Here is a 23886-nt window from a genome sequence, read left to right as displayed (position 1 = left end):
ATTCTAGGTCGAATCGGACAGTGCTATGTTTGATCTAGATCAAACCCGACTTCGGTGCATCCGACAGGAGTTCCCATGGCAGACCAGACAACCACCGGATCGCCGCGCGTCAAGCGCGGCCTCGCCGAGATGCTGAAGGGCGGCGTCATCATGGACGTCGTCACGGCGGATCAGGCGAAGATCGCCGAAGACGCCGGAGCCGTCGCCGTCATGGCGCTCGAGCGCGTCCCGGCCGACATCCGCGCGCAGGGTGGTGTCTCCCGCATGAGCGACCCCGACATGATCGACAGCATCATCGATGCGGTGTCCATCCCCGTGATGGCGAAGGCGCGCATCGGTCACTTCGTCGAGGCGCAGGTGCTGCAGGAACTCGGCGTGGACTACATCGACGAGTCGGAGGTCCTCTCGCCTGCCGATTACGTGAACCACATCGACAAGTACGGCTTCACGGTCCCGTTCGTCTGCGGCGCGACCAATCTCGGAGAGGCGCTCCGCCGCATCAACGAGGGCGCAGCCATGATCCGGTCCAAGGGTGAGGCGGGAACCGGCGACGTTTCCGAGGCGATGAAGCACATCCGCAAGATCCGCGGCGAGATCGCGGCTCTCACGTCCCTGCCCAAGGACGAGCTGTTCGTGGCGGCCAAGGAACTGCAGGCACCGTACGAGCTGGTCGCCGAGATCGCCGAGACCGGCAAGCTTCCCGTCGTGCTGTTCGTGGCCGGTGGTGTCGCGACCCCTGCGGACGCAGCCATGATGATGCAGCTCGGCGCCGACGGCGTGTTCGTCGGATCGGGGATCTTCAAGTCGGGCAACCCTGCGGAGCGGGCGAAGGCGATCGTCAAGGCGACGACCTTCTTCGATGACCCGAAGGTCATCGCCGAGGTCTCGCGTGGATTGGGTGAGGCCATGGTGGGCATCAACGTCAGCGACCTTCCCGCGCCGCACCGTCTCGCCGAGCGTGGCTGGTAACACCAGGGTCGGTGTGCTCGCGCTGCAGGGCGACGTGCGCGAGCACGCCGCCCTGCTCTCGAGTCTCGGTGCCGACGTGGCGTTGGTGCGACGCCCCGACGACCTCGCATCGGTCGACGGGCTCGTCATCCCGGGCGGCGAGTCGAGCGTGATCGACAAGCTGTCGCGCGTTTTCGGGATGCAGCAGCCCATCCGCGAGGCCATCGCGGCAGGCATGCCGGTCCTCGGCACGTGCGCGGGACTGATCATGCTCGCCGACGAGATCGTCGACGCCATCGAGGGACAGGAGTCGTTCGGAGGGCTGGATGTGGTCGTGCGCCGGAACGCCTTCGGCCGTCAGGTCGAATCCTTCGAAGCGCGACTCGACGTTCCCGCACTCGGCGCGGATCCGGTGTCCGCCGCGTTCATCCGCGGACCGGTTGTCGAGTCGGTCGGTCCTAGGGCCGACGTGCTGGCATCCCTGCCCGATGGACGCGTGGTCGCCGTGGAGCAGGGCGACCTGCTCGGTCTGAGCTTCCACCCGGAGATCACGGGAGCGACGAGGTTCCACGAGCGCTTTCTCGCTCGCGCAGACGCACGTCGCCGCGCTGCGGCGCGGTAGGTCGTCGGCTCAGATCAGGCCCGAGAGCCACCGCAGAGCCGGCATCGCCTGCGCGCGCTGGAACTTCCGCAGGCCGGGGAGCTGCGGGATGTCGGGTTGCGCCTGCTGGAACCAGAGGAACGATGCGAAGGCGGAGATCACGGCGAGCAGCTCAGCTTGAGGTGGTGCGCCGTGCTCTTCGAACACAGCCCACGCCTCCTCGCAGGCGGGGCCTCCGGATGCCTCGATGCTGGGGACCAGACAGGGGAGGTCGATCCACGCGGCGCCCCTGCGCGCGTGCGGCCAGTCCAGCAGGTGTGCCCGTCCTGCGCTGATCAGGATGTTGTCTGCGCGCACATCGTCGTGCACGATGACGTCGCCGTGTACCGCGCAGCGGAAGCTCTCCTCGAGGCGCAGCAACGCCGGCATCCGCGCGGGGAGGCCATGGGGGAGCGCCTCGCGCATCCCCCGATCCGCAGCGATCTCCGTCCACCTGGTGAAACCGGGGATCATGACAGCCTCTGCTCGAGGCATATCCGAAGGCGCAGGGGTGGTCGACAGCACGCGCAGGGCCTTGGCTACGGCGTGCAGGTCCGCCGTCGTCCACGGCTGGCCCGGGTGGCGGCCGTCGATCGCCTCGATCACGAGCGCCGTACCCGTCGGGTCGTCGATGGCTCCGAGGAGTCGTGGGGCGATGGCGGTCGGCAGATGCGAGAGCGTGCGCATCTCCTCGCGGAGGAAGTGCAGCGAGTCCGCGTGCCAATCCGCACCGCAGGCCTTGACGAATGCGCGCCCCGTCGTGGTCGTGACGACGCCCGCGTAGGAGGCGCTGAAGCCGCCATGGGCTGGCGCCTCCTGCACGAGATCACCCCCGATCGCGGAGATGATCCGAGATCGAAGTGGCATCGGGAGCGTATGCCAGTCGGGCCGGAGCCGATCTGCTCCCGTCGTCATCGTGCTGTCTTCTCGACGCCGGGTCCGTCGCGTTCGACTCCGCGCCGATGGGAGAGCATCCACTCATAGAGTTCGGGGTTCTCGTACGTCTCGGTCCATGAGTCGTGACCGACGCCCGCGTACCGGGTGAAACGCACGTCAGCGTCGAGGGCCTGCAGCTCGTCGACGATCTGCTCTGTCGCGGCGATCGGCACGACGTCGTCCGCGTCGCCGTGGAACGCCCAGGAGGGGATCGCGCGGATCGGAGCGGCGCTCTGCATCCACAGGCCACCGCAGATCGGTGCGATGGCCGCGAATCGATCGGGGTAGCGCACCGCGAGCGACCAGGTGCCGAAACCGCCCATGCTGAGTCCTGTCACCGAAACGCGCTCCTCGTCGACCCTGTGTGTGGAGCTCACCTCATCGATCAGTGCGGCCAGCGTCGAGAGCTCGGCGACCCATTGACTCGCCGCGGCGCACTGGGGTGTGACGAGGATGAAGGGGAACTCCTGCCCGTCGTCCGCCAGTCTGGGCGGACCGTGGACGGCGGCGAGATCGAGGTCGGAACCCCGTTCGCCTGCACCGTGCAGGAAGAGCACGAGCGGCCAGAGCCGGTGCGGATCATCGTCGTAGCCATCAGGGAGGTGGAGCAGGTACCGCAGGGTGTCGGCGGGCGCCGGTGCGCCGTCAGGAACCCCTGCCGAGCGGAGGGCGGGAGAGATGTGTCGTGATCTGCGCATGCTCCCATCCTGCGCCACCCGAGGCGTTCGTTAGAATGGACGATGCGCTGAGCGCGAGCTCATGCGGATACGACGAGCGGAGACTTATGTCCGGGCATTCCAAGTGGGCGACCACGAAGCACAAGAAGGCCATCATCGACTCCAGGCGCGCGAAGTCCTGGGCCAAGCTCATCAAGAACATCGAGGTCGCCGCCAAGCTCGGCGGACCGGACCTGGCGGGCAACCCCACCCTCTTCGACGCGGTGCAGAAGGCCAAGAAGACCTCGGTCCCCAAGGACAACATCGACCGCGCGGTGAAGCGCGGTGCCGGTATCGGCGGCGAGGCCGTCGAGTACCTCTCGATCATGTACGAGGGATACGGCCCCAACGGCGTCGCGCTCATGATCGAGTGTCTGACCGACAACAAGAACCGGGCGGCCGCTGAGGTTCGCACGGCTCTCAGCCGCAACGGCGGCACGCTCGCAGACCCCGGCAGCGTGGCCTACAACTTCAGCCGCAAGGGCGTCATCGTCGTCGGCTCCGAGGGCACCACCGAGGATGACGTGATGATGGCGGCGCTCGAGGCCGGCGCGGAGGAGATCGAACCGCACGCCGAGGGCTTCGAGGTGATCACGGAGGCGACCGACCTGGTGGCTGTGCGCAGCGCGCTCCAGGAGGCCGGCATCGACTACGAGTCCGCCGACGTCGAGTTCGTCCCGAACCTCAAGGTCGAGATCGACGCCGACACCGCGCGCAAGATCTTCCGCCTGATCGATGCCCTGGAAGACAGTGAAGACGTGCAGAACGTGTTCACCAACTTCGATCTGAGTCCCGAGGTCCAGGCGGAGCTGGAGAACGACGACGCCTAGGCGCGCCGGGCGACCGGTGTCGGATCGGCGGCCTAGCCTGGGGGAGTGACCTCCTCTCTGCGCGTGCTCGGCATCGACCCCGGTCTCACCCGCTGCGGTGTGGGGGTCGTGGATGTCGACGGATCGCGCCGCGGAACGCTCGTGCACGTCGGGGTGATCCGTTCCTCGCCGGAAGCGGAGATCGGGGAGCGTCTCTCGATCGTGGCCGCCGGGATCCGCGCCGTGATCGCCGAGCATCGACCTGATGCCGTCGCCGTCGAGCGGGTCTTCGCGCAGCAGAACACGCACTCGGTGATGGGCACCGCACAGGCCAGTGGCGTCGCGTTGCTGATCGCCTCCGAGTCGGGGCTCCCCGCCGCCACGCACACACCCAGTGAGGTCAAGGCCGCCGTCACCGGATATGGTGCTGCCGACAAACGGCAGGTGCAGACGATGATCGCCCGCATCCTGCGCCTCGACGCACTGCCGCAACCGGCCGATGCCGCCGACGCACTGGCCATCGCCCTCTGCCACGCCTGGCGACGCGGGGGAGCAGCGGCGACCGCCCCCGGGGCTCTGACTCCCGCTCAGCGTGCCTGGGCCGAGGCCGAGAAGCGTGTCGGTCGAACATACCTACGAGCGACGCCGTAGGCTGAGGGGATGATCTCCTCTCTGCACGGCGTCGTCCTGCATGCGGCATCCGATCAGGTCGTCATCGATGTGGGCGGGGTCGGATTCGCGGTCGCGGTGCCCGCCGATGTCGCCCACACCGCGACGGTGGGAGAGAAGCTGCTGCTGCACACCAGCCTCATCGTCCGTGAGGACTCGCTGTCGCTGTTCGGCTTCGCCGACCGTGGTGAGCTCGAGATCTTCGGACTGCTGATCAGCGTGACCGGCGTCGGTCCGAAGTCGGCACTCGGCGTGCTCTCGCACCTCACGAGCGATCAGATCGCCGAGGCCGTCACCGCGGAGGATGACGCCCCCTTCCGACGCGTTTCCGGCATCGGCCCCAAGACGGCGAAGCTCATCGTGCTGCAGCTCGCCGGCAAGGTGCAGGCGTTCGCGGCTCCGGCGAAGCCCGCCGCGGGCGGCGGCGCCGATGTCGTCACGCAGGTGGCCGCGGCACTCGTGGGGCTCGGCTGGTCGGAGAAGGTCGCCGCAGACGCCGCCGCCCAGACGGCAGCGGATGCCACAGAGGCGGAGAGCGCGTCCGTCGCCTCTCTGCTTCGTCGTACGCTCGCCCTGCTCGGCCCGGCGCAGGGAGGCCAGGCGCGTGTCTGATCCCCTCGACGCCAGCGAGCCCTCCGACGAGACCGAACTCGCCATCGAAGGCGCCCTGCGGCCGACGAGCCTCGGAGAGTTCGTGGGCCAGCAGAAGGTGCGCGGTCAGCTGCAGCTGCTCCTCGAGGCCGCCCGCATCCAGAGTCGTCCCGCCGATCACATCCTCTTGGCGGGACCTCCCGGCCTGGGGAAGACGACGCTCGCGATGATCGTCGCACACGAGAGCGAACGTCCGCTCCGGCTGTCCAGCGGCCCGGCGATCCAGCACGCCGGTGATCTCGCGGCCCTGCTCTCGAGCCTGGTCCCCGGTGAAGTGCTCTTCATCGACGAGATCCACCGCATGGCGCGCTCCGCCGAGGAGATGCTCTATCTCGCGATGGAGGACTACCGCATCGACATCATGGTGGGAAAGGGCGCGGGAGCGACGAGCATCCCGCTCGAGCTCTCGCCGTTCACCCTGGTCGGCGCGACGACTCGCTCCGGGCTGCTGCCCAACCCGCTCCGCGACCGCTTCGGGTTCACCGGTCACCTCGAGTTCTACGAGGTGGGCGAGCTGGAGCAGGTGATCGCACGATCCGCGGCCGTGCTCGGCGTCGACCTCCCGACCGACTCGCTCGCCGAGATCGCCCGACGGTCCCGCGGCACCCCGCGCATCGCGAACCGCCTCCTTCGCCGGGTGCGCGATTATGCGCTGGTGCACACGGGGGGAGTTGCGACCATCCGCGAGGTCCGTGCGGCCCTGGATCTGTACGACGTCGATCCGATCGGTCTCGATCGCCTGGACCGTGCCGTGCTCGAAGCGCTCGTCCGACGGTTCCGCGGTGGCCCGGTCGGCCTCAGCACGCTCGCTGTCGCCGTCGGTGAGGAAGCCGAGACCGTGGAGAGCGTGGTCGAGCCGTACCTCGTGCGCATCGGGTTCCTCGGGCGCACGCCCCGCGGCCGTGTGGCGATGCCGGAGGCTTACGCGCACCTGGGTGTCGCGCATCCGGACGGGATGCTTAAGTTGGATGACCTATAATCACTGAAGACTTCCCGGATACCTTCGCGCGCCCAAAGGCTGGAGCGTGCACCTGAGAAAGGCGCTTCCCCCATGCCCATGGAATTCCTGCTCTTCGGCCTCCTCGCCGTTCTCCTCGTCTTCATGATCTTCAACACGCGCAAGCGCACGAAGCAGATGAAGGCCGAGCAGGAGGAGAAGGCCACCAAGACCGTCCCGGGCGCCAAGGTGCTCCTGCAGGGCGGCATCTACGGGACGATCGTCGCGTACGACCCCGACGACCTCGACACCCCCGCGCTCGTCGAGATCGCTCCCGGCACCATCATCGACGTGCACAGCCAGGCCATCCTGCGCGTGGTCGAGCCCAAGGATGTCGTCGTCGACGCACCGTCGGACGACATCGTCGAGGAGCGTGTCGTCGAGGAGCGTGTCGTCGAGGAGCCGGTCGCCCCGGCTGTCGAGACCCCCGAGGAGACCCGCGCTCGCCTCGAGCGCGACGCCGACGACAAGTAACGCCGAGGCCGACGCGGCCCCTCGGATCTCCGTCCTTCCAGAAAGCTGAACACACGTGGCTTCATCCTCTCCCGTCCGTCACGCCTGGCGGGTCCTTCTCGGCCTGCTCCTCGTGACGGGCGTGCTCTTCGGCATCAACGCACTGGGCGTGTACGTCTTCAAGGACAGCAACGGGGAGGCCGCGAGCTCGTGGACACCTGAGCTCGCCCTCGATCTGCAGGGCGGCACACAGATCGTGCTGAGTGCGGAGACCGAGGACGGAGCGGCTCCGTCGTCCGAGCAGCTCGACCAGGCCGCGGCGATCATCCGGCAGCGTGTCGATGCGTCCGGCGTCGCCGAGGCCGACATCACGACCGAGGGCGGACAGAACATCGTCGTCCAGATCCCCGGTGAGGCCGACGCGCAGACGCGGGAGCGGATCCAGTCCAGTGCTCAGCTGGAGTTCCGTCCCGTGCTCTACACGACGGCGGCGACCAACGAGTTCGTGGGCGAGGACGGCAACTCGACGCCGTACCCCAGCCCGGATCCGGGTCTGAACTCGACGCCGACGGCCGAGCCGACCGACGCGAGCGACCTCTCCTGGGTCACCGACAAGCTGGCCGCGGAGTTCCAGGCATACGACTGCGCGAACCCGGAGAACGACGCCTCCAAGGCGCCGAAGGACCAGCCGCTCATCGCCTGCTCGGCGGACGGGAGCGCCAAGTACATCCTCGGACCGGCAGAGCTCGACGGCACGGCCATCACCGACGCCTCGGCCGGTCGCGACCCGAAGTCGGGTGCCTGGCTGGTGCAGCTCACGATGAACGGCGACGGGGCCGATGCGTTCGGCAAGGTCAGCACCCGCCTGAACCAGAACCGCATCGACGGGCTCACGCCGCGGGATCAGTTCGCCTTCGTGCTGGACGGCAACGTGATCAGCGCTCCGCGGATGAACGGGCAGATCCTCGATGGTCGCCCCAGCATCTCCGGAAGCTTCACGCAGGAGTCCGCGACCACTCTCGCCGATCAGCTCAAGTTCGGTGCCCTTCCGCTGAGCTTCACGGTGCAGAGCTCCGACACGATCTCGGCGACGCTGGGTACGCAGCAGCTGCAGATCGGTCTCATCGCGGGCCTCATCGGGCTCGCGCTGGTGGCGATCTACTCGCTGATCGTCTATCGAGCGCTCGGGTCGGTGATCATCGCGTCGATCGCGGTGATGGCGGTGCTCACCTACATCATCATCTGCATCCTGGCGTGGCGAATCGGGTTCCGCCTCTCGCTCGCCGGTGTCGCCGGTCTCATCGTGTCCATCGGCTTCACCGCCGACTCGTTCATCGTGTACTTCGAACGAATACGAGACGAGCTCCGTGACGGGAAGTCGATCACCGCGGCGGTCGAGGACGGCTGGGGTCGTGCGAAGCGCACGATCTACATCTCCAAGTCGATCAACATCCTCGCGGCGGTCGTCCTCTACATCCTGGCCGATGCCACGGTGAAGGGCTTCGCCTTCACGCTCGGACTCACGACGCTCATCGACGTTTTCATCTTCGTGATCTTCACGCACCCGGTGATGCAACTTCTCGCGCGCACCCGCTTCTTCGGCGGCGGCCACAAGCTGTCCGGACTCGATCCCGAAGCTCTCGGGGCCGTGTACCGCAGCCGCTCGCAGTACCGAGAGGTCACCACGGCGTCGGTCGGGCGGGGCGCGAAGAACGCGCGGTTCCGCGGCGAGGCCGACCGCAGACAGACGATCGCCGAACGCAAGCGCGCCGAGGCCCTCACGGGCGAGAGATCCACCAAAGCCGGAAGTGAGGGAGACGCCTGATGCCTTCCATGAATGAGTTCGGCAACAACCTCTACTCCGGGAAGACCTCCTTCCCGTTCGTCGGCAAGCGCCGTCTGTGGTTCATCATCGCGATCATCCTGGTCGTCGGCTCGGCGTTGGTGCCGCTCATCCGTCCTATCCAGTTCTCGATCGAGTTCACGGGTGGATCGCAGTTCACCGTGCAGGCGCCGGACAGCCTCGATCAGGAGACGGCGACCACAGCCGTGCAATCGGTCGTCCCCGGCGCTGCGACCAAGGTCGTCGTCGTCAGCGGCAAGGACGTCCGCGTCCAGACCGACCAGATGAGCGCTGCCGAGACCCAGCAGGTCGGCGAGGCACTGGCGAAGGCATACGGCGTCGATCCGTCCGACGTCACTTCCTCCTTCATCGGACCCGCGTGGGGTGAGAACGTCACCAAGCAGTCGCTGTGGGGTCTCGCGATCTTCCTCGCCCTGACCTTCCTGATCCTGGCGATCTACTTCCGCACCTGGAAGATGTCGGCCGCGGCCATCATCGGTCTCCTCGACGTGCTCGTGATCACGGTGGGCATCTACGCGCTGGCCGGCTTCGAGATCTCGCCGGCGGCCGTGATCGGCTTCCTCACGATCCTCGCGTACTCGCTGTACGACACCACGGTCGTGTTCGACAAGATCCGCGAGAACACGACCGAAGACGGGGAGAAGTCCGCCCGCTTGTTCGGCGAGTCGGTCAACCTCGCGGTGAACCAGACGCTCGTGCGCTCCATCAACACGTCAGTCGTCGCTGCTCTGCCGGTCGGCGCGGTGCTCTTCATCGGCGCGTTCTGGCTGGGCGCGGAGTCGCTCACCGACATCTCGCTCTCGATCTTCGTCGGCATTCTCGTGGCCACCTACTCGACGCTCTTCGTGGCTGCTCCGCTCTACTCGCTGTTCCGCGAGAACGAGCCGCAGCTGAAGGCACGGGATGCCCGCATCCGAGAGGCTCGCAGCAGGGCGGCCGTCGAGGTCTGATCGGTTCCTCAGCGGGGCCGGTGCCGCACAGCACGCGTAGGATTGATCGATCAGGAGGTGAGTAGATGGCGGAACCGCAGACGTCATCGCAGGGCTCGAGTCTGCGACGGCTGGTTCCCCGCATCTTCTCCCGCGCGTCGAGGATCAATGACCTCGACAATCTGATCCGCACAGTCCGGGCGAACCACCCCAAGGGCGACTTCTCGGTGATCGAGAGGGCCTACGCGGTCGCCAAGGAGAAGCACGAGGGGCAGAAGCGCCAGAGCGGTGAGCCGTACATCACCCACCCGCTCGCGGTCGCCCAGATCCTCGCCGAACTCGGTCTCGGGCCGCGGGCGATCGCCGCAGCGCTGCTGCACGACACCGTCGAGGACACCGGGTACGCGCTGACCGATCTCACCGCCGAGTTCGGCGACGAGGTCGCGATGCTCGTCGACGGCGTCACCAAGCTCGACAAGGTGAAGTACGGCGAGAGCGCGCAGGCCGAGACGGTCCGCAAGATGATCGTCGCGATGTCCAAGGACATCCGAGTGCTGCTGATCAAGCTCGCCGACCGCCTCCACAACGCGCGCACCTGGGGTTTCGTTCCGCCGGAGAAGGCGGCGAAGAAGGCCAAGGAGACCCTGGAGATCTACGCTCCGTTGGCGAATCGCCTCGGAATCCAGGCGATCAAGTCGGAGCTCGAGGATCTCTCCTTCGCGGTGCTGCACCCGAAGATCTACAACGAGATCCACAGCCTCATCGCGCAGCGTACCCCGCAGCGCGAGAAGTATTTGAACCAGGTCGTCGAGGAGATCGACGAAGACCTGCGGGATCTCCGCATCCGTGGCAAGGTCGTCGGGCGCCCCAAGCAGCTCTACTCGGTGTACCAGAAGATGGTCATCCGCGGCCGTGAGTTCGACGACATCTACGACCTGATCGGCATCCGGGTGCTGGTGTCCTCCGTGCGCGACTGCTACGCGGTGCTCGGCGCCATCCACGCACGCTGGACTCCGCTGCCGGGTCGTTTCAAGGACTACATCGCCACACCCAAGTTCAACCTCTACCAGTCACTGCACACCACGGTGATCGGCCCCGCCGGCCGCACGGTCGAGATCCAGATCCGCACCCATGAGATGCACCAGCAGGCCGAGTACGGCGTCGCTGCGCACTGGATGTACAAGGAGCGGATGAACGGCGGCGGCAAGACCGAGGTCCGCGCGTCCGACACCGACATGGCCTGGCTCGCGCACATCTCCGACTGGCAGGCCGAGACCGCCGACCCTGGAGAGTTCCTGGAATCCCTCCGGTTCGAGATCGGCGCGAAGGAGGTCTACGTCTTCACGCCGAAGGGCCGGGTGATCGGGCTGCCCTCCGGCGCGACCCCGGTGGACTTCGCCTACGCCGTGCACACCGAGATCGGCCACCGCACGATGGGCGCCAAGGTCAACGGTCGCCTGGTGCCTCTGGAGTCCGAGCTCAAGAGCGGTGACGTCGTCGAGGTGTTCACCTCGAAGAACCCCGACGCGGGACCCAGCCAGGACTGGCTCGGGTTCGTTGCGAGCACGCGCGCCCGCAACAAGATCCGCGGGTGGTTCACGAAGGAGCGCCGCGAGGAGGCGATCGAGCAGGGCAAGGAGGCCATCGCGAGGGCGATGCGTCGACAGAACCTGCCGCTGCAGCGGCTCATGAGCCATGACTCCTTCACGGAAGTGGCACGGGGCATGCACTACGAGGACGTCTCCGCGCTCTATGCGGCGGTCGGCGAGGGGCACGTCTCGACCCAATCCGTGCTGGAGAAGGTCACCGCACTCGTCGCGGCGAACGACCCCGCGACGGGGGCCATCGACCTTCCCGGCAGCGTGCAGACGCGTGAGCCGCGGTCGGGTGACTCCGGCGTGCTGGTGCGCGGCGCCAATGACATCCTCGTCAAGCTCGCGAAATGCTGCACCCCGGTTCCGGGCGACCAGATCGTCGGGTTCGTGACCCGTGGCAGCGGCGTCTCGGTCCACCGTGCGGACTGCGTGAACGTGAAGGCGCTGGGTGCCGAACAGGACCGATTCGTCGAGGTCTCCTGGGCTCCCACCACCAAGAGCGTCTTCAGGGTGCAGATCCAGGTCGAGGCGCTCGACCGTTCGGGGCTTCTCTCCGATGTCACCCGCGTGTTGAGCGAGCACCATGTCAACATCCTCTCGGCGACGGTCACCACGACGGACGAGCGACTCGCTCTGAGCCGATTCGTCTTCGAGATGGGTGATGCCGTGCACCTCGATCGCGTGCTCAACGCGGTACGCAGGATCGACGCCGTGTACGACGTCTATCGCGTCACCTCTTCCTGACCGCGAGCCTGTCCAGCACGGCCCGTCCCGCGCGGCTTCCAGGAACGCGCGACATGCGGCGCAGCATGGCGGACGCCTCCTCCGGCACGTCGGGCGACACGAGCGCGAGTCTGTCCATCCAGGTCAGCACGCGCGGATCGCGGTGCACGGTCGTGGCGAGATCGAGCATGGTCCGCACCGGCGTTGTGACGAGGATTCCGCCGATCGACTCCAGTTCGGAAGAGGCGACGACGGTGTCGTGGAAGACGAGTCGTGAGTTCGTCGTCGCACGGATCCGTCGTTCGACGCACCGTCGCACATGATGCACGCCCGGTGGACCATCGCCGGCGCCATGGATCCACGCAGCCGTCGGCCCTGACGCCGCGGTTCCTGCGCGCACCAGCGATGCGACAGCGCTCGCCCTGACATCCGATCCCTCGATCAGGTCCGCCGGGACATAGGCGTCCCCGACCTCGACCACATGCCCGTCGATCCGTGCCGCGCTGAGCTCCGCCTCACTCAGCCGAACGCCGGGCAGGTACAGAAGGGCGGGGTGCATCACGTCAGTCTGACGCAGTGCACCCCGCCTCGTCCGTCGTCGTGCGGGACCTGTGGAGAACGGGTCAGCTTCCGAGTGCGCTCAGCCAGGCTCGGCGTGCTTCCAGAGCATCCGCTGCGGCCTTGGCAGCCTTCGTGTCGCCGGCCTTCTCCGCCGCGGCGACCTCGGCCTCGAGCTTCTCGATGGCTTCCAGCAGTTGGGAGCTCATGTCGTTCGCGCGCGCCTTGGTCTCGGGGTTGTTCTTCTTCCAGTCCACATCTTCCCGGGCCTTGAGACCCTGTTCGATGGCGCGGAGCTTGTCGTCGAGCGCCCGCTCCTTGTCCCGGGGGAAGATGCGTCCGATCTCGTCCCACTGCCGCTGGATGCGGGTCAGGAGCGCGCGAGCTCGCTTGATGTTGGGCTCGTCTGCGACACCCTTCGCCTCTTCGAGGAGTGCTTCGCGTGCCTCTATCTTCGGAGCGGAATCCGCTTCTTCAGCGGCAGCCTGCTCGGCACGGGCGGCATAGAGGGCGTCGCCCGCGGCCTTGAAGCGCGCCCACAGCGCGTCATCGGCCTTTCGTCCGGCGCGGCCGGACGCCTTCCACTCGTCGAGGAGGTTGCGGTAGGCGGGGATGCCGTCGGTACCGCGGGGGGCGAGGGCTTCCGCACGCTCCACGAGACGGGTCTTCGCGTCGCGGGCGACCTTGTGAGCGTCGTCGAGCTCGGAGTAGAAGGCGCGGCGCTGCTTGTCCACGACGGCCCGCGCGTCCCGGAAACGCTTCCAGAGCTGCTGGGAGATCCCCTTCGACAGGCGCGGCCCGTTCTGCTGCTGCGCCTGCCAGGCGTCGAACAGCTCTCCGAGCTCAGCCGTGACCTGCTTCCACTGCACCTTGCTGAGGTCACGTGCGGCGATCGCCTCGGCGCGCTCGACGAGTTCGGTTCGCTCGGCGATCGCCTTGTCGACGAGTTCCTTCGCCTGCTTCGCCTCCTGTTCCGTCGCCTCCGAGAGAGACGAGGTCAGAGCGTTGAGTCGATCGCGAAGACCGGCAAGGTCACCGACCGCGGCGGCATCGGTGGCTTCGTCGATCAGGTGCTTCGCCTGCTTGGCGAGGTCGCTCGCGGATGCGCCGCCGGCCTGATGGCGCTGTTCGAGTGCATGCACCTTGAAGGCGATGTCGTCGAACTTGCGGACGAAGTAGGCGAGGGCCTCATCGGGCGTACCGTCCGGGTACTGGCCGACGACGCGCCAGGCGTCGCCCTCCTTGACCTCGACGGTTCCGTCCTCGGTGACGCGCCCCCATTCCGCCGACGTCGACGATGCGGCGGGTACCGGTGCGGCAGGCGCGACGGCGGCCGGCGTCGGTGCCTTGCGGGGCATCGGCACGGAGGGGGGTCCGGGGATGGGCGGAGTCGGCTTCGTGGGCTCGTTGGCAGACACGTGATTCTCCTTGCGCGGTCGGGCCGCGGGAGGCGGAAAGGACGAGGCTCAGCCTAGTACGCCGAAGCGCCGCGGGTGAGGCCCGGGCGTCACGCGGGATCGTTACCGTTCTGTGATGAGATCTTTCGACGGAGGACACACAGCTCGTCATCTCCGGGAAACACGACCCTCTTAGGGTCGCCAGGACGACAGTCATCCGGTCGACAGGAGCAGTATGAAGGACACCACATCCCCACCGGGCGAGATCGTCGTCGTCGGAGCGGGGATGGCGGCGCATCGATTCGTCGAGCGGCTGCTCCGCGACCCGGGAACGGCCGCGCGGGTCACCGTCATCGGAGACGAGGGGTACGGTCCGTACGACAGGTCCGAGGTGGCGGGGCTCCTCTCCGGCGACGATCCCGCAGAGCTCCAACTGGACCGCTCCGTCTTCCGTGACGACCGCGTCCGGCTGGTGCGTGATGACCGCGTGCTGCGCATCGATCGCACGGCCCGCACCGTGCGAACGCGCTCCCGGCGCACATACTCCTACGACACGCTGGTGCTCGCCACCGGTTCGTTCGCTTCGCAGGTTGCCGTATCGGGAGCTCGGCTTCCCGGGTGCTTCGTGCTGCACTCGATCGAGGACGCGGAAGCGATCCGGACCTTCGTCGAGGCGCGATCCGGCGTCCTGGGGCGCCCGCTGCGCGGCGTCGTGATCGGGGGAGGGCGACGCGGGCTCGAAGCGGCGGTCGCTCTGGACGCGGCGGGGGTCGCAACCACGATCGTGCAGTATGCGGATCGCGTGCTGCCCGACCGGTTGGATGAGGTGGGTGCCGGCGTGCTGCAGTCCGCTTTCGCAGATCGAGGCATCGCGGTGCGCACGCGTACGAGGACGACGCGGCTCGACGCGGACGACTCGGGTGCGGTCACCGCTCTCGAGTTCCAGGACGGGACCTTCCAACGGGCGGATGTCGTGCTGTTCACGGTCGGCGTGCGTCCGCGTGACGAACTCGCTCGCAACGCGGGGCTCGGTGTGCACGCGCAGGGCGGGGTCATCATCGACGATCGGTGCGTCACTTCGGATCCACACATCCTCGCGATCGGCGAAGCGGCCCGCTTCGACGACCGTGCCGTCGATTCCGCCGCGGGCGCGCACTCCACGGCGGAGGTCGCAGCGGAGCGGGCGTGCGGGGGAGCGACGCGGTTCACGGGGCACGAAGCCTGTCTCCACCGCACCATCGCCGGGGTCGACATCGTGAGCTTCGGCGAGCCGTGGGCGGCTTCTCCGGGTGCGGTCGACGTCGTCACGCTCTCCCGTCGCGGCGGTGTCTACCGCAAGCTGGTCCTCAGCGACGATGCGCAGACTCTCCTCGGGGGCATCCTCGTGGGCGATACGAGCGGACATGTCGCCTTTCGGCGGGCCGTCGGCGAACGGCTACGGGGCGAGGTCGCCGAGGAACTGGGGCGTACGGCTCCGGACGAGGGTGGGACGATCCCGGCCTGCGTCCACATCGGGATGTCGTCGCGCGAACTCCGGGAAGTGATCCGCACAGAAGGATTGACCACATTCACCGAGTTCGGGGTGCGTCTTGGAAGGGAGCCCGACTGTGCGCGCTGCAGTCTGGCTGTGGCTCGTGCGCTCTTGGAGCTGGCTGACGAGCGGTTGCCGCAGAAAGGGGAAGACGCCTCCAGCGAGCGGGCACGTCGTGTGGTCGGGTCGGCGTCTGCCGGCAGTCGCGTGAGCCTCTCCGCAGCGGGGGGAGGGGAGTTCGGCCCGCAGCAGCTCGTCGACATCGGCTGCATCGCGCTGGACCTCGGCCTGTCGCTGCAGGTCGTCGACTCGCGGATCGAGCTGCGGGGAGTCCGTCGGGGGCAGCGTTCGGCGTTGCGGGAACGGCTGGCCGCGGTCGGGATCCTGTGCGAAGAGTCCCCGCTGCGCACGGGCTCGGGCGATGCCCAGGAGCAGTCGCTCCCCAGCGGTGAGTCTGTGTCACCGCATCCGAGGCCGTCAAGCGATGCTGCACGGAACGCTGTCAGAGCGATGGACGCAGGCTGGGCCGATCGAGGTCACTCGATGGGTCGGCACCGCGCCTCGCCACTGCGCGCGGAGAACCCCGCATGACGACCGGGCGTTCGGGGGCACGCCCGGTGCTCGCAGGATGCAGGATCATCGTGTCGGACGAGGCGCGATCCGCCGGAGGTCCCTCCGCCGGGAGGGGCGGGTCGAACGACGACGGCTGGCGTCGCGTCCTGGAAAGAGCGGGGGCGGAACTGCTGCGTGTCGTCACGCCTCGAGTGACGACACCGGCTCCGGTCGCCCTGTGTCGCGCCGTCCACCGCGCAGGTGCCGGCGGCGCTGACGCTGTGCTGTTCACGGCGTCGACGGCGGCGTGGGTCGACGCGGCGGAGAGTTCCGGCGCCCTCGACGCCAACCGGCGGCGGACGGAGGCGGAAAGGCTGCTCCTCATCGCCGTCGAGGAACGGGAGGCCACCCGACTGCGGGCGATCGGGCTGCGTGCTCGACACGTCGAGCCGTCGACGCAGGCCGGGCTGGCGGAGAGCGTCCTCGCGCACTATCGGAGCGGGGCAGGAGCCGCTCTCACGGTGGCTGGACGCCTCGAGGTTCGCAGCGGAGGCGTCATTCTCGACGACGGCTTCGTCCCCCTGTCGGGTGGAGCGGTGGCACTGATCGAAGCGCTGTTCCTCGCCCGCGGCCGCGTGCTCTCGCGCGCGGAGCTCGGTCAGGTGCTTCCCGGCGGCCATCGCAGCGATCGAGCGGTCGAAGTCGCCGTCGGGCGATTGCGCGACTCCCTGGGGCGTGGCGATCTCATCCAGACGGTCGTCAAGCGGGGCTATCGCCTGGCGGTGGACGAGCCCCGATGAGGGCGCTCGTCAGGAGAGCGTGTGCAGGCTACTCGGTGGGCGCCGGTTCCTCGCTGGGAACGGGCTCCTCGGTGGGAGCCGGTGTCTCGCTGGGGGCCGGTGTCCCGGTCGGAGCGACCGTGGGTGTGGGCGTGGGTTCGGGGGCAGTGACCTGCGCGTGCACGACCTGGCTCGCGATCGCCGCCGACACGATCACGACGCCGACGATGATTCCGATCGCGTTGTCTCGGGTGCGGCGCCGGATCAGTCCTTCATGCACGGCGTTGCGGGCCGCATGGATGCGGGCGCGTTCCGCTTGCGTGCGCTGCTGTGCATTCTTGGACCCGCGTGCTGCCATCTGTCCTGTTTCCCCTCACTGTGTCGCTGTGCGACCTCGCCTCAGAGCCTAGCGTCGTCGGCCCGTCGCACCGATGCGCTGCGTTCGGCCGTTCGGCACGGTTCAACGGCGAACGCTCGTCATTCCGTGATGGACCGACTACTTTTAGGCTATTGATCGCCTCAGTACGAAAAGGAGCACGCTCATGCGGTGGACCCGAAACCTGGTCGCGGCCCTCGTCGTCAGCGCGACTGCCGTGCTCGGCGTCGTGCCGCCGGCGAGCGCAGCGGAGATCCCACCACCGAACGCGGATGTCGCACGGATCCTCGCGGACACGAACGCCGCGCGGGCCGCCAACGGACTGGCGCCGTTGGTGCTGGACGGGGATGTGACGACGGTCGCGCAGAACTGGTCGGCGACCCAGTCCCGCGAAGGCCGGATGTACCACAACCCGCAGTACTCGAGCCAGATTCCCGGGGGTTGGAGCAGGGCAGCCGAGAACGTCGCATCCGGCTATTCGTCGGCGACCGTCGTCGCAGCATGGATGAACTCGCCCGGGCACCGCGCGAACATCCTCGGCGACTACACGACGATCGGCATCGGTCTCGTCAACGGCTACGCCACGCAGGTGTTCGCCAAGTATCCGGTATCGACGCCCACTCCGACGGTCTCGCGGCAGGACGCCTCCGTGCGCAGCCACGTCGCTCAGCGGGGATGGATCGCCGGAGGGGGCACCACGGGGCAGGGGCTGGGTCTTGAAGCCGTCGCGGTGCGGCAGCAGACCGGCAAGGTCATCTGCCTTCAGGCCCATGTGCAGAACATCGGGTGGATGACACCCGTCTGCACGCAGGGTGCCGGTACCGAGGTGACGGCGGGGACGACCGGTCGAGGGCTTCGAATGGAGGCTCTCCGGGTGTGGAGTCCGGGCAACACGGTGTCCGGACGAGGACACGTGTCGAGCATCGGGTGGCAACCGCGCGTGGTCTCCTCGGCGCCGGGCAACCAGATCTCCCTCGGCACGACCGGGCAGGCGAGGCAGCTCGAGTTCGTCGACCTCTTCCAGTGACGGCGACTTCCTGAGACGGCGATGTCGCTCGCCCCGAGTAGCCTTGGCGGGTGACCCCTTCCGCGCCGCTGCTCTCCGGGCAGACGCCCCTCGCCGTGCGCATGCGCCCGACCTCCCTCGCCGAGGTCGCCGGGCAGCGTCACCTGCTCCGGGCCGGTTCGCCGATCGTCGCCCTCGCTGATCCGAAGGCGGCAGCGCCGGGAGCCGTATCGATCATCCTGTGGGGGCCGCCGGGCACCGGCAAGACCACGCTGGCACAGGCCATCGCGCGTTCGTCGGGGCGACGCTTCGTCGAGTTGTCCGCCATCACCGCCGGCGTCAAGGACGTGCGCGAAGTCATGCAGGAGGCGGTGAACCAACGCGATCTCTACGGTCAGACCACCATCCTCTTCCTCGACGAGATCCATCGCTTCACGAAGGCGCAGCAGGACGCTCTGCTCCCCGGGGTCGAGAACGGGTGGGTGATCCTCATCGCCGCGACCACGGAGAATCCGTCCTTCTCCGTGATCTCACCATTGCTCTCGCGCTCTCTGCTGCTGACCCTGCAGCCACTGACCGACGAGGACATCGGCGTGCTCGTCGACCGTGCGGTGACCGATGCCAGGGGACTCAACGGAGCCGTCACGCTCAGCGACGAAGCTCGATCCGCCCTCCTGAGACTCGCATCGGGGGATGCTCGGCGCGCCCTCACGGGGTTGGAGGCCGGTGCGGCCGTGGCCCTGTCGCACGCCACGACAGGAGAGCCCGGTGACGGCGCTGGTGGCGAGGAGGACGAGAGTGCGGGGCCGCCCGAGGTCTCTGCCGATGACATCGCCCAGGCGGTCGACAAGGCGCTGCTGCGGTACGACCGTCAGGGTGATGAGCACTACGACGTCATCAGTGCGTTCATCAAGTCGATCAGGGGATCCGACCCCGATGCGGCGCTGCACTACTTGGCCCGCATGATCGAGGCGGGGGAGGATCCGCGGTTCATCGCCAGGCGCCTCGTCATCTCCGCGTCGGAGGACGTGGGCCTCGCCGACCCGCAGGCAATGGTCATCGCCGTCGCCGCTGCCGATGCCGTGGCATTCATCGGTATGCCGGAGGGGCGCATCCCGCTCGCGGAGGCGACCGTGTACCTGGCGACCACAGCCAAGTCGAACGCCGCCTATGTGGGCATCGACGCCGCGATCGCCGACATCCGTGCGGGAGGTTTCGGCAGGGTGCCGCTTCATCTGCGCGACGCTCACTATCCGGGCGCGAAGCGACTCGGGCACGGCCGCGGGTACGTCTACTCCCATGACAGCGAGTTCGGGATCGTGCCCCAGCAGTACCTGCCGGATGAGCTGGACGGCCGACGCTATTACCAGCCGAAGAACCTCGGTGCGGAGCGTGACATCGGCTCCCGGCTCGAGCGCATCCGTCGCATCCTCGGCGATCGCTGACCCGCAGATCCGGTCGAGAGACACGATCTGTTAGACTTGAGCGGCTCGAAACCGAGTTTTCGGGCATCTCCTCGTTCACACCACACCTTGCTGGCGCCCCGGCGTGCGCTCCAAGGCAGAACGCGGACGATACGTCCGCGAGTCGCGAAAGCCGCGACCGCGTCATCGGAAGGAACGCTTCGTGACCACGAAGTCCCAGGACCGCCGCAAGGTGCGTCTCAGCCGCGCCCTCGGCGTCGCACTCACCCCGAAGGCCGCCCGCTACCTCGAGAAGCGCCCGTACGCTCCGGGTGAGCACGGCCGCACCAAGCGCAAGGCAGACAGCGACTACGCCGTCCGTCTGCGTGAGAAGCAGCGCCTGCGTGAGCAGTACGGCATCCGCGAGAAGCAGATGCGCAATACGTTCAACGAGGCTCGTCGTCAGGACGGCCTGACCGGTGAGAACCTGGTCGAGCTTCTCGAGATGCGTCTCGACGCCCTCGTCGTGCGTTCGGGCTTCGCCCGCACCACCGCACAGGCTCGCCAGCTCGTCGTGCACCGTCACATCCTGGTCGACGGCCAGCTCGTCGACCGCCCGTCGTTCCGCGTGAAGCCGGGTCAGCTCATCCACGTCAAGCCCAAGAGCGAGGGCACCGAGCCCTTCCAGGTGGCAGCAGCCGGCGGTCACGCCGAGGTCCTGCCCCCCGTTCCCGGCTACCTCGAGGTCGAGCTCGACAAGCTCCAGGCGCGTCTGGTCCGTCGCCCGAAGCGCGCTGAGGTCCCCGTGACCTGCGAAGTGCAGCTCGTCGTCGAGTACTACGCGGCTCGCTGATACACCGCATACACGAGAGGCGTCGGGGAAACCCGACGCCTCTCGTCGTTTTTGCATACGATGGGATCACCGCGCCTTCGCGGCTCAGAGGCAAGGATGGCGTCATGAAGAAGTTGCAGTGGTTCCTGATCGGAGTGATCGGCGGCTTCGTCGCGGCCCATTTCATGAACAAGGACCCGCGGGGTCGTGACATCCTCGCCGAGGTCGATGCCCGCATCAACGGCTTCACCTCCCTGATCGGCGACGCCTACCGCGCCGAAGACGCTCGGCTTGCAGAGCCCGAACAGAACTGACACCTCCCGCGCGCCTCGCGCAGCATCGCTCAACGCGACCATCCCTCCACGCGACCTAGGACACCTGGCACCCCTATGAAAACTGCGGAAATCGCGCAGCGTTACCTCGACTTCTTCGAGAAGAACGACCACCTCATCGTCCCCTCCGCCTCTCTGGTCAGCGACGATCCTTCCCTGCTGTTCACCGTCGCCGGAATGGTGCCGATGATCCCGTACCTCACCGGGGTCGTGCCCGCTCCGCACCCGCGCATCGCGGACGTGCAGAAGTGCATCCGCACCAACGACATCGAAGAGGTGGGCCGCACCGCCCGTCACGGCACGTTCTTCCAGATGCTGGGCAACTGGTCCTTCGGCGACTACTTCAAGGAAGGCGCGATCCGTTACGCCTGGGAGCTGCTGACCAGCGCGGAGTCCGACGGCGGTCTCGGCTTCGACGAGAAGGACCTCTGGGTCACGGTCTACGAGACCGATGACGAGGCCGAAGCGATCTGGCGCGACATCATCGGGCTCAAGCCCGAGCGCATCCAGCGTCTCGGCCGCGCGGACAACTACTGGAACACCGGTCAGCCGGGCCCGGGTGGCCCCGACTCGGAGATCTTCTTCGATCGTGGCCCCGCTTACGGCAAGGACGGCGGCCCCGCCGTCGACGACTCGCGGTTCCTGGAGATCTGGAACCTCGTGTTCATGCAGGACTTCATCGAGAACATCCGAGGCAAGACCGAGTTCGACATCGTCGGTGAGCTCCCGATGAAGAACATCGACACCGGGATGGGCCTCGAGCGCGTCGCCTTCCTCAAGCAGGGCGTCGACAACATGTACGAGTCCGACCAGGTGCGGCCCGTGCTCGATCGTGCCGTCGAACTCTCCGGACGGCCCTATGGCGTGCAGCATGAGGACGACGTGCGGTTCCGCGTCGTCGCCGACCACGTCCGGTCCTCGCTCATGCTCCTCTCCGACGGAGTCCGCCCCTCCAACGAGGGGCGCGGATACATCCTCCGCCGTCTGATGCGCCGCACGGTCCGTTCGATGCGGCTGCTCGGCGTCGACGAGCCGGTCTTCCCCGAGCTCTTCGCCGCGTCGCGCGACGTGATGAAGACCACCTACCCCGAGCTCGAGAAGGACTGGCCGGTGCTCTCGGCGTCGGCGTTCGCCGAGGAGGAGACGTTCCGTCGCACCCTCGTCGCCGGCTCCACGATCCTCGACCTCGCGCTCGACGAGACCAGGAAGGGCGGCGGGAAGACGCTGAGCGGGCCGGAGGCGTTCCTTCTGCACGACACCTACGGTTTCCCCATCGACCTCACGCTCGAGGTCGCCGAGGAGGCGGGGCTGGACGTCGACCGTGCCGCCTTCGACAATCTCATGCAGGAGCAGCGTCAGCGCGCCAAGGACGACGCCCGCAACCGCAAGCGGCAGCTCGCCGATGTGTCGGTCTACCGTGAACTGCGCGCCCTGGGCGAGACCGGATTCGACGGGTACACGGCGCTCGAGGTCGAGTCGCGTGTGCTCGGACTCCTCGTCGACGGCGTTCCGGTGCGCAGCGCCGCCGAAGGTCAGATCGCCGAGGTCGTGCTGGCCGAGACGACGCTGTATGCAGAGTCCGGCGGCCAGGTCGCTGACAAGGGCACGATCGTTGGCCCGGGCTACGTCCTCGAAGTGCTGGATGTGCAGAAGCCGGTTCCCGGTCTGATCAGCCACACCGTCGAGGTCACGCGCGGAAGCGTCGCCGTCGACGACATCGCGACCACGGTCGTCGATGCCGCGAACCGCCGTGCCGCCCGCCAGGCGCACTCGGCGACGCACCTCGTGCACGCCGCGCTCCGCGACACGCTCGGTCCGACGGCGACGCAGGCAGGGTCGTTGAACCGCGCCGGCTACATGCGCTTCGACTTCGCGTGGTCGCAGGCGCTCTCGGCAGACACCCGAAGCGAGATCGAGGAGATCACGAACCGCGCGGTGCAGGACTCGCTCGAAGTGACCACGCGCATCGTCTCGCTCGACGAGGCCAAGGAAGCCGGGGCCATGGCCCTGTTCGGCGAGAAGTACGGCGACGTGGTGCGTATGGTCGACATCGGCGGCCCGTGGTCCCGCGAGCTGTGCGCGGGTACGCACGTGAGCACGAGTGCCGAGATCGGACTGGTGAGCCTGGTCGGCGAGTCGTCGGTCGGGGCATCGAACCGCCGTATCGAGGCGCTCGTCGGCGCCGATGCCTTCCGCGAGCTCGCCGCTGAGCGTGCCATCGTGTCGCAGCTCACCAGTTCGTTGAAGACTCCTCGCGAGCAGCTGCCCGAGCGTATCGCCGATCTGACCGCGAGCCTCAAGGCGGCGGAGAAGCGCATCGCGCAGTTCGAGGCGAAGGAGCGGGCGGGTCAGGTCCCGTCGATCGTCGAGGCTGCGACGCGCGTCGGAGAGTTCCGTCTGGCTGCGCAGAACCTCGGTGACGTGGCTTCTGCGGATGACGTGCGCGATCTCGTCAACGGTGTCCGTGATCGGCTCGGTTCTGAGGCGGCTGTCGTGGCACTGGGCGCCGTGGTCAACGGACGCCCGGTCGTGGTCGTCGCCACCAACGAGGCGGCGCGGTCGGCCGGCGCGAAGGCCGGTGCGCTGGCGAAGCGCGCAGCCGGCGTGCTCGGCGGCGGCGGCGGCGGACGAGACGACGTCGCACAGGGCGGTGGGGCGGATGTCGCCGCACTCCCCGCGGCGCTCGACGCCATCTCCCAGGAGCTGCACAGCGCGTGAGCGGGTTCCGTCGCGGGGTGCGTCTCGGCATCGACGTGGGAAGAGCGAGGGTCGGTGTCGCGCGCTCCGATCCCGACGGGATGCTCGCGGTGCCGGTGGAGACCGTGCCGCGGGATGACGCCTCGATCGACCGCATCCTCCAGATCGCACAGGAGTACGACCTGTTGGAGTTCGTCGTCGGATTGCCAGTGAACATGCAGGGAACGGACACCCCCTCGACGACGGATGCCCGCGAGTTCGCGGCCGCGCTCCAGGTGCGCAGTGGGCTCCCGGTGCGGCTCGTGGACGAACGGCTGAGCACCGTGACCGCCCACGCGGCATTGCGCAGTTCCGGGAGATCTCAGAAGAAGTCTCGTAGCATTGTGGATCAGGTCGCCGCCGTGGTGCTTCTGCAGCAGGCGATCGACGTGGAGAAGAGCACCGGAAACCCGGCCGGTGCCACCATCTCGCCTGACGAGGAGCACGCCTGACG

At 67.8% G+C, this 23886-nt stretch carries 23 protein-coding genes; 18 read left to right on the top strand and 5 right to left on the bottom strand.

Features of this window, described 5'->3' with window-relative positions; genetic code table 11:
- The first annotated feature begins 75 nt into the window (after positions 1-75).
- Complete coding sequence (gene pdxS, locus AX744_RS19255) at positions 76-969, top strand: pyridoxal 5'-phosphate synthase lyase subunit PdxS (RefSeq protein WP_046747166.1); 894 nt, start codon at positions 76-78, stop codon at positions 967-969.
- Positions 959-1570, top strand: a complete 612-nt coding sequence (gene pdxT / locus AX744_RS19250; protein WP_061018726.1) for a pyridoxal 5'-phosphate synthase glutaminase subunit PdxT — start codon at positions 959-961, stop codon at positions 1568-1570. Before pdxS ends, pdxT begins: the two co-directional genes overlap by 11 nt.
- A gap of 9 nt (positions 1571-1579) precedes the next feature.
- On the opposite strand, the gene AX744_RS19245 is transcribed toward pdxT, so the two are convergent.
- Both AX744_RS19245 and AX744_RS19240 read right to left on the bottom strand, forming a co-directional pair.
- On the bottom strand, positions 1580-2455 hold the full coding sequence (locus AX744_RS19245) for an aminoglycoside phosphotransferase family protein (protein ID WP_231728854.1): 876 nt from the start codon (positions 2453-2455) through the stop codon (positions 1580-1582).
- A gap of 44 nt (positions 2456-2499) precedes the next feature.
- Positions 2500-3222: a dienelactone hydrolase family protein gene (locus AX744_RS19240; RefSeq protein WP_082682737.1), complete on the bottom strand. Its 723-nt coding sequence runs from the start codon at positions 3220-3222 to the stop codon at positions 2500-2502.
- 86 nt (positions 3223-3308) lie between these two features.
- Here AX744_RS19240 and AX744_RS19235 point away from each other — a divergent pair, with 86 nt between their 5' ends.
- From AX744_RS19235 to AX744_RS19200, 8 genes are all read left to right on the top strand, one after another.
- Positions 3309-4070: a YebC/PmpR family DNA-binding transcriptional regulator gene (locus AX744_RS19235; RefSeq protein WP_046747163.1), complete on the top strand. Its 762-nt coding sequence runs from the start codon at positions 3309-3311 to the stop codon at positions 4068-4070.
- A gap of 45 nt (positions 4071-4115) precedes the next feature.
- On the top strand, positions 4116-4700 hold the full coding sequence (gene ruvC / locus AX744_RS19230; RefSeq protein ID WP_046747162.1) for a crossover junction endodeoxyribonuclease RuvC: 585 nt from the start codon (positions 4116-4118) through the stop codon (positions 4698-4700).
- Positions 4701-4709: 9 nt separating this feature from the next.
- On the top strand, positions 4710-5330 hold the full coding sequence (ruvA, locus tag AX744_RS19225; protein ID WP_046747161.1) for a Holliday junction branch migration protein RuvA: 621 nt from the start codon (positions 4710-4712) through the stop codon (positions 5328-5330).
- Positions 5323-6348 (top strand): Holliday junction branch migration DNA helicase RuvB, encoded by a 1026-nt coding sequence (gene ruvB, locus AX744_RS19220; RefSeq protein ID WP_058633076.1) that lies wholly within the window; start codon positions 5323-5325, stop codon positions 6346-6348. The genes ruvA and ruvB overlap by 8 nt, the downstream gene beginning before the upstream one ends.
- 72 nt (positions 6349-6420) lie before the next feature.
- Positions 6421-6840: a preprotein translocase subunit YajC gene (locus AX744_RS19215; RefSeq protein ID WP_371861855.1), complete on the top strand. Its 420-nt coding sequence runs from the start codon at positions 6421-6423 to the stop codon at positions 6838-6840.
- Between the two features lie 55 nt (positions 6841-6895).
- Positions 6896-8644, top strand: a complete 1749-nt coding sequence (secD, locus tag AX744_RS19210; protein ID WP_061018720.1) for a protein translocase subunit SecD — start codon at positions 6896-6898, stop codon at positions 8642-8644.
- The gene (gene secF / locus AX744_RS19205; RefSeq protein ID WP_046747157.1) at positions 8644-9633 is read left to right on the top strand and encodes a protein translocase subunit SecF; all 990 of its coding nucleotides are present in this window, start codon (positions 8644-8646) and stop codon (positions 9631-9633) included. Before secD ends, secF begins: the two co-directional genes overlap by 1 nt.
- Positions 9634-9698: 65 nt before the next feature.
- Positions 9699-11951, top strand: a complete 2253-nt coding sequence (locus AX744_RS19200; RefSeq protein ID WP_046747156.1) for a RelA/SpoT family protein — start codon at positions 9699-9701, stop codon at positions 11949-11951.
- On the opposite strand, the gene AX744_RS19195 is transcribed toward AX744_RS19200, so the two are convergent.
- Positions 11938-12489 carry a hypothetical protein gene (locus AX744_RS19195; RefSeq protein ID WP_058633073.1) on the bottom strand — a complete coding sequence of 184 codons (552 nt, stop codon included), beginning with the start codon at positions 12487-12489 and terminating at the stop codon, positions 11938-11940. The two genes, AX744_RS19200 and AX744_RS19195, sit on opposite strands and share 14 nt — an antisense overlap.
- 64 nt (positions 12490-12553) lie before the next feature.
- Positions 12554-13906: a DUF349 domain-containing protein gene (locus tag AX744_RS19190; RefSeq protein WP_197429286.1), complete on the bottom strand. Its 1353-nt coding sequence runs from the start codon at positions 13904-13906 to the stop codon at positions 12554-12556.
- Between the two features lie 214 nt (positions 13907-14120).
- On the opposite strand from AX744_RS19190, the gene AX744_RS19185 reads away from it, so the two are divergent.
- Both AX744_RS19185 and AX744_RS19180 read left to right on the top strand, forming a co-directional pair.
- Positions 14121-16007: an NAD(P)/FAD-dependent oxidoreductase gene (locus AX744_RS19185; RefSeq protein WP_061018718.1), complete on the top strand. Its 1887-nt coding sequence runs from the start codon at positions 14121-14123 to the stop codon at positions 16005-16007.
- Positions 16004-16768: a winged helix-turn-helix domain-containing protein gene (locus tag AX744_RS19180; protein WP_061018716.1), complete on the top strand. Its 765-nt coding sequence runs from the start codon at positions 16004-16006 to the stop codon at positions 16766-16768. Before AX744_RS19185 ends, AX744_RS19180 begins: the two co-directional genes overlap by 4 nt.
- A gap of 28 nt (positions 16769-16796) precedes the next feature.
- Here AX744_RS19180 and AX744_RS19175 read toward each other — a convergent pair whose 3' ends face one another.
- Positions 16797-17105, bottom strand: coding sequence for a hypothetical protein (locus AX744_RS19175; protein WP_046747155.1), 309 nt, complete (start codon positions 17103-17105; stop codon positions 16797-16799).
- Between the two features lie 184 nt (positions 17106-17289).
- On the opposite strand from AX744_RS19175, the gene AX744_RS19170 reads away from it, so the two are divergent.
- The 6 genes from AX744_RS19170 to ruvX all read left to right on the top strand — a co-directional run bounded on the left by AX744_RS19170 (position 17290) and on the right by ruvX (position 23884).
- A complete protein-coding gene (locus AX744_RS19170; protein ID WP_061018715.1) occupies positions 17290-18150 on the top strand; it encodes a CAP domain-containing protein in 861 nt (286 codons plus the stop codon).
- A gap of 101 nt (positions 18151-18251) precedes the next feature.
- The gene (locus tag AX744_RS19165; RefSeq protein ID WP_058631218.1) at positions 18252-19574 is read left to right on the top strand and encodes a replication-associated recombination protein A; all 1323 of its coding nucleotides are present in this window, start codon (positions 18252-18254) and stop codon (positions 19572-19574) included.
- Between the two features lie 181 nt (positions 19575-19755).
- Complete coding sequence (gene rpsD / locus AX744_RS19160) at positions 19756-20385, top strand: 30S ribosomal protein S4 (protein WP_052748643.1); 630 nt, start codon at positions 19756-19758, stop codon at positions 20383-20385.
- Between the two features lie 104 nt (positions 20386-20489).
- A complete protein-coding gene (locus AX744_RS19155) occupies positions 20490-20678 on the top strand; it encodes a hypothetical protein (RefSeq protein ID WP_046747154.1) in 189 nt (62 codons plus the stop codon).
- 75 nt (positions 20679-20753) lie between these two features.
- Positions 20754-23414, top strand: a complete 2661-nt coding sequence (gene alaS / locus AX744_RS19150) for an alanine--tRNA ligase (RefSeq protein WP_061018713.1) — start codon at positions 20754-20756, stop codon at positions 23412-23414.
- Positions 23411-23884, top strand: a complete 474-nt coding sequence (ruvX, locus tag AX744_RS19145; RefSeq protein ID WP_061018711.1) for a Holliday junction resolvase RuvX — start codon at positions 23411-23413, stop codon at positions 23882-23884. The genes alaS and ruvX overlap by 4 nt, the downstream gene beginning before the upstream one ends.
- Positions 23885-23886: the final 2 nt, after the last annotated feature.

It is taken from the genome of Microbacterium sp. CCH5-D1 (assembly GCF_001557335.1).
GTDB classification, from domain to species: Bacteria; Actinomycetota; Actinomycetes; order Actinomycetales; family Microbacteriaceae; genus Microbacterium; species Microbacterium oxydans.
This window is presented reverse-complemented; position numbering and strand designations above follow the sequence as displayed.

What these genes read in the sequence shown, in the direction of transcription:
- secF (WP_046747157.1), top strand. Translation starts at nt 8,644, where the DNA reads ATGCCTTCCATGAATGAGTTCGGCAACAACCTCTACTCCGGGAAGACC.
- AX744_RS19155 (WP_046747154.1), top strand. Translation starts at nt 20,490, where the DNA reads ATGAAGAAGTTGCAGTGGTTCCTGATCGGAGTGATCGGCGGCTTCGTC.
- alaS (WP_061018713.1), top strand. Translation starts at nt 20,754, where the DNA reads ATGAAAACTGCGGAAATCGCGCAGCGTTACCTCGACTTCTTCGAGAAG.
- AX744_RS19240 (WP_082682737.1), bottom strand. Translation starts at nt 3,222, where the DNA reads ATGCGCAGATCACGACACATCTCTCCCGCCCTCCGCTCGGCAGGGGTT.
- AX744_RS19245 (WP_231728854.1), bottom strand. Translation starts at nt 2,455, where the DNA reads ATGCCACTTCGATCTCGGATCATCTCCGCGATCGGGGGTGATCTCGTG.
- AX744_RS19180 (WP_061018716.1), top strand. Translation starts at nt 16,004, where the DNA reads ATGACGACCGGGCGTTCGGGGGCACGCCCGGTGCTCGCAGGATGCAGG.
- AX744_RS19175 (WP_046747155.1), bottom strand. Translation starts at nt 17,105, where the DNA reads ATGGCAGCACGCGGGTCCAAGAATGCACAGCAGCGCACGCAAGCGGAA.
- AX744_RS19185 (WP_061018718.1), top strand. Translation starts at nt 14,121, where the DNA reads ATGAAGGACACCACATCCCCACCGGGCGAGATCGTCGTCGTCGGAGCG.
- AX744_RS19200 (WP_046747156.1), top strand. Translation starts at nt 9,699, where the DNA reads ATGGCGGAACCGCAGACGTCATCGCAGGGCTCGAGTCTGCGACGGCTG.
- pdxS (WP_046747166.1), top strand. Translation starts at nt 76, where the DNA reads ATGGCAGACCAGACAACCACCGGATCGCCGCGCGTCAAGCGCGGCCTC.
- AX744_RS19170 (WP_061018715.1), top strand. Translation starts at nt 17,290, where the DNA reads ATGCGGTGGACCCGAAACCTGGTCGCGGCCCTCGTCGTCAGCGCGACT.
- ruvA (WP_046747161.1), top strand. Translation starts at nt 4,710, where the DNA reads ATGATCTCCTCTCTGCACGGCGTCGTCCTGCATGCGGCATCCGATCAG.
- AX744_RS19235 (WP_046747163.1), top strand. Translation starts at nt 3,309, where the DNA reads ATGTCCGGGCATTCCAAGTGGGCGACCACGAAGCACAAGAAGGCCATC.
- AX744_RS19195 (WP_058633073.1), bottom strand. Translation starts at nt 12,489, where the DNA reads ATGCACCCCGCCCTTCTGTACCTGCCCGGCGTTCGGCTGAGTGAGGCG.
- AX744_RS19215 (WP_371861855.1), top strand. Translation starts at nt 6,421, where the DNA reads ATGCCCATGGAATTCCTGCTCTTCGGCCTCCTCGCCGTTCTCCTCGTC.
- AX744_RS19165 (WP_058631218.1), top strand. Translation starts at nt 18,252, where the DNA reads ATGCGCCCGACCTCCCTCGCCGAGGTCGCCGGGCAGCGTCACCTGCTC.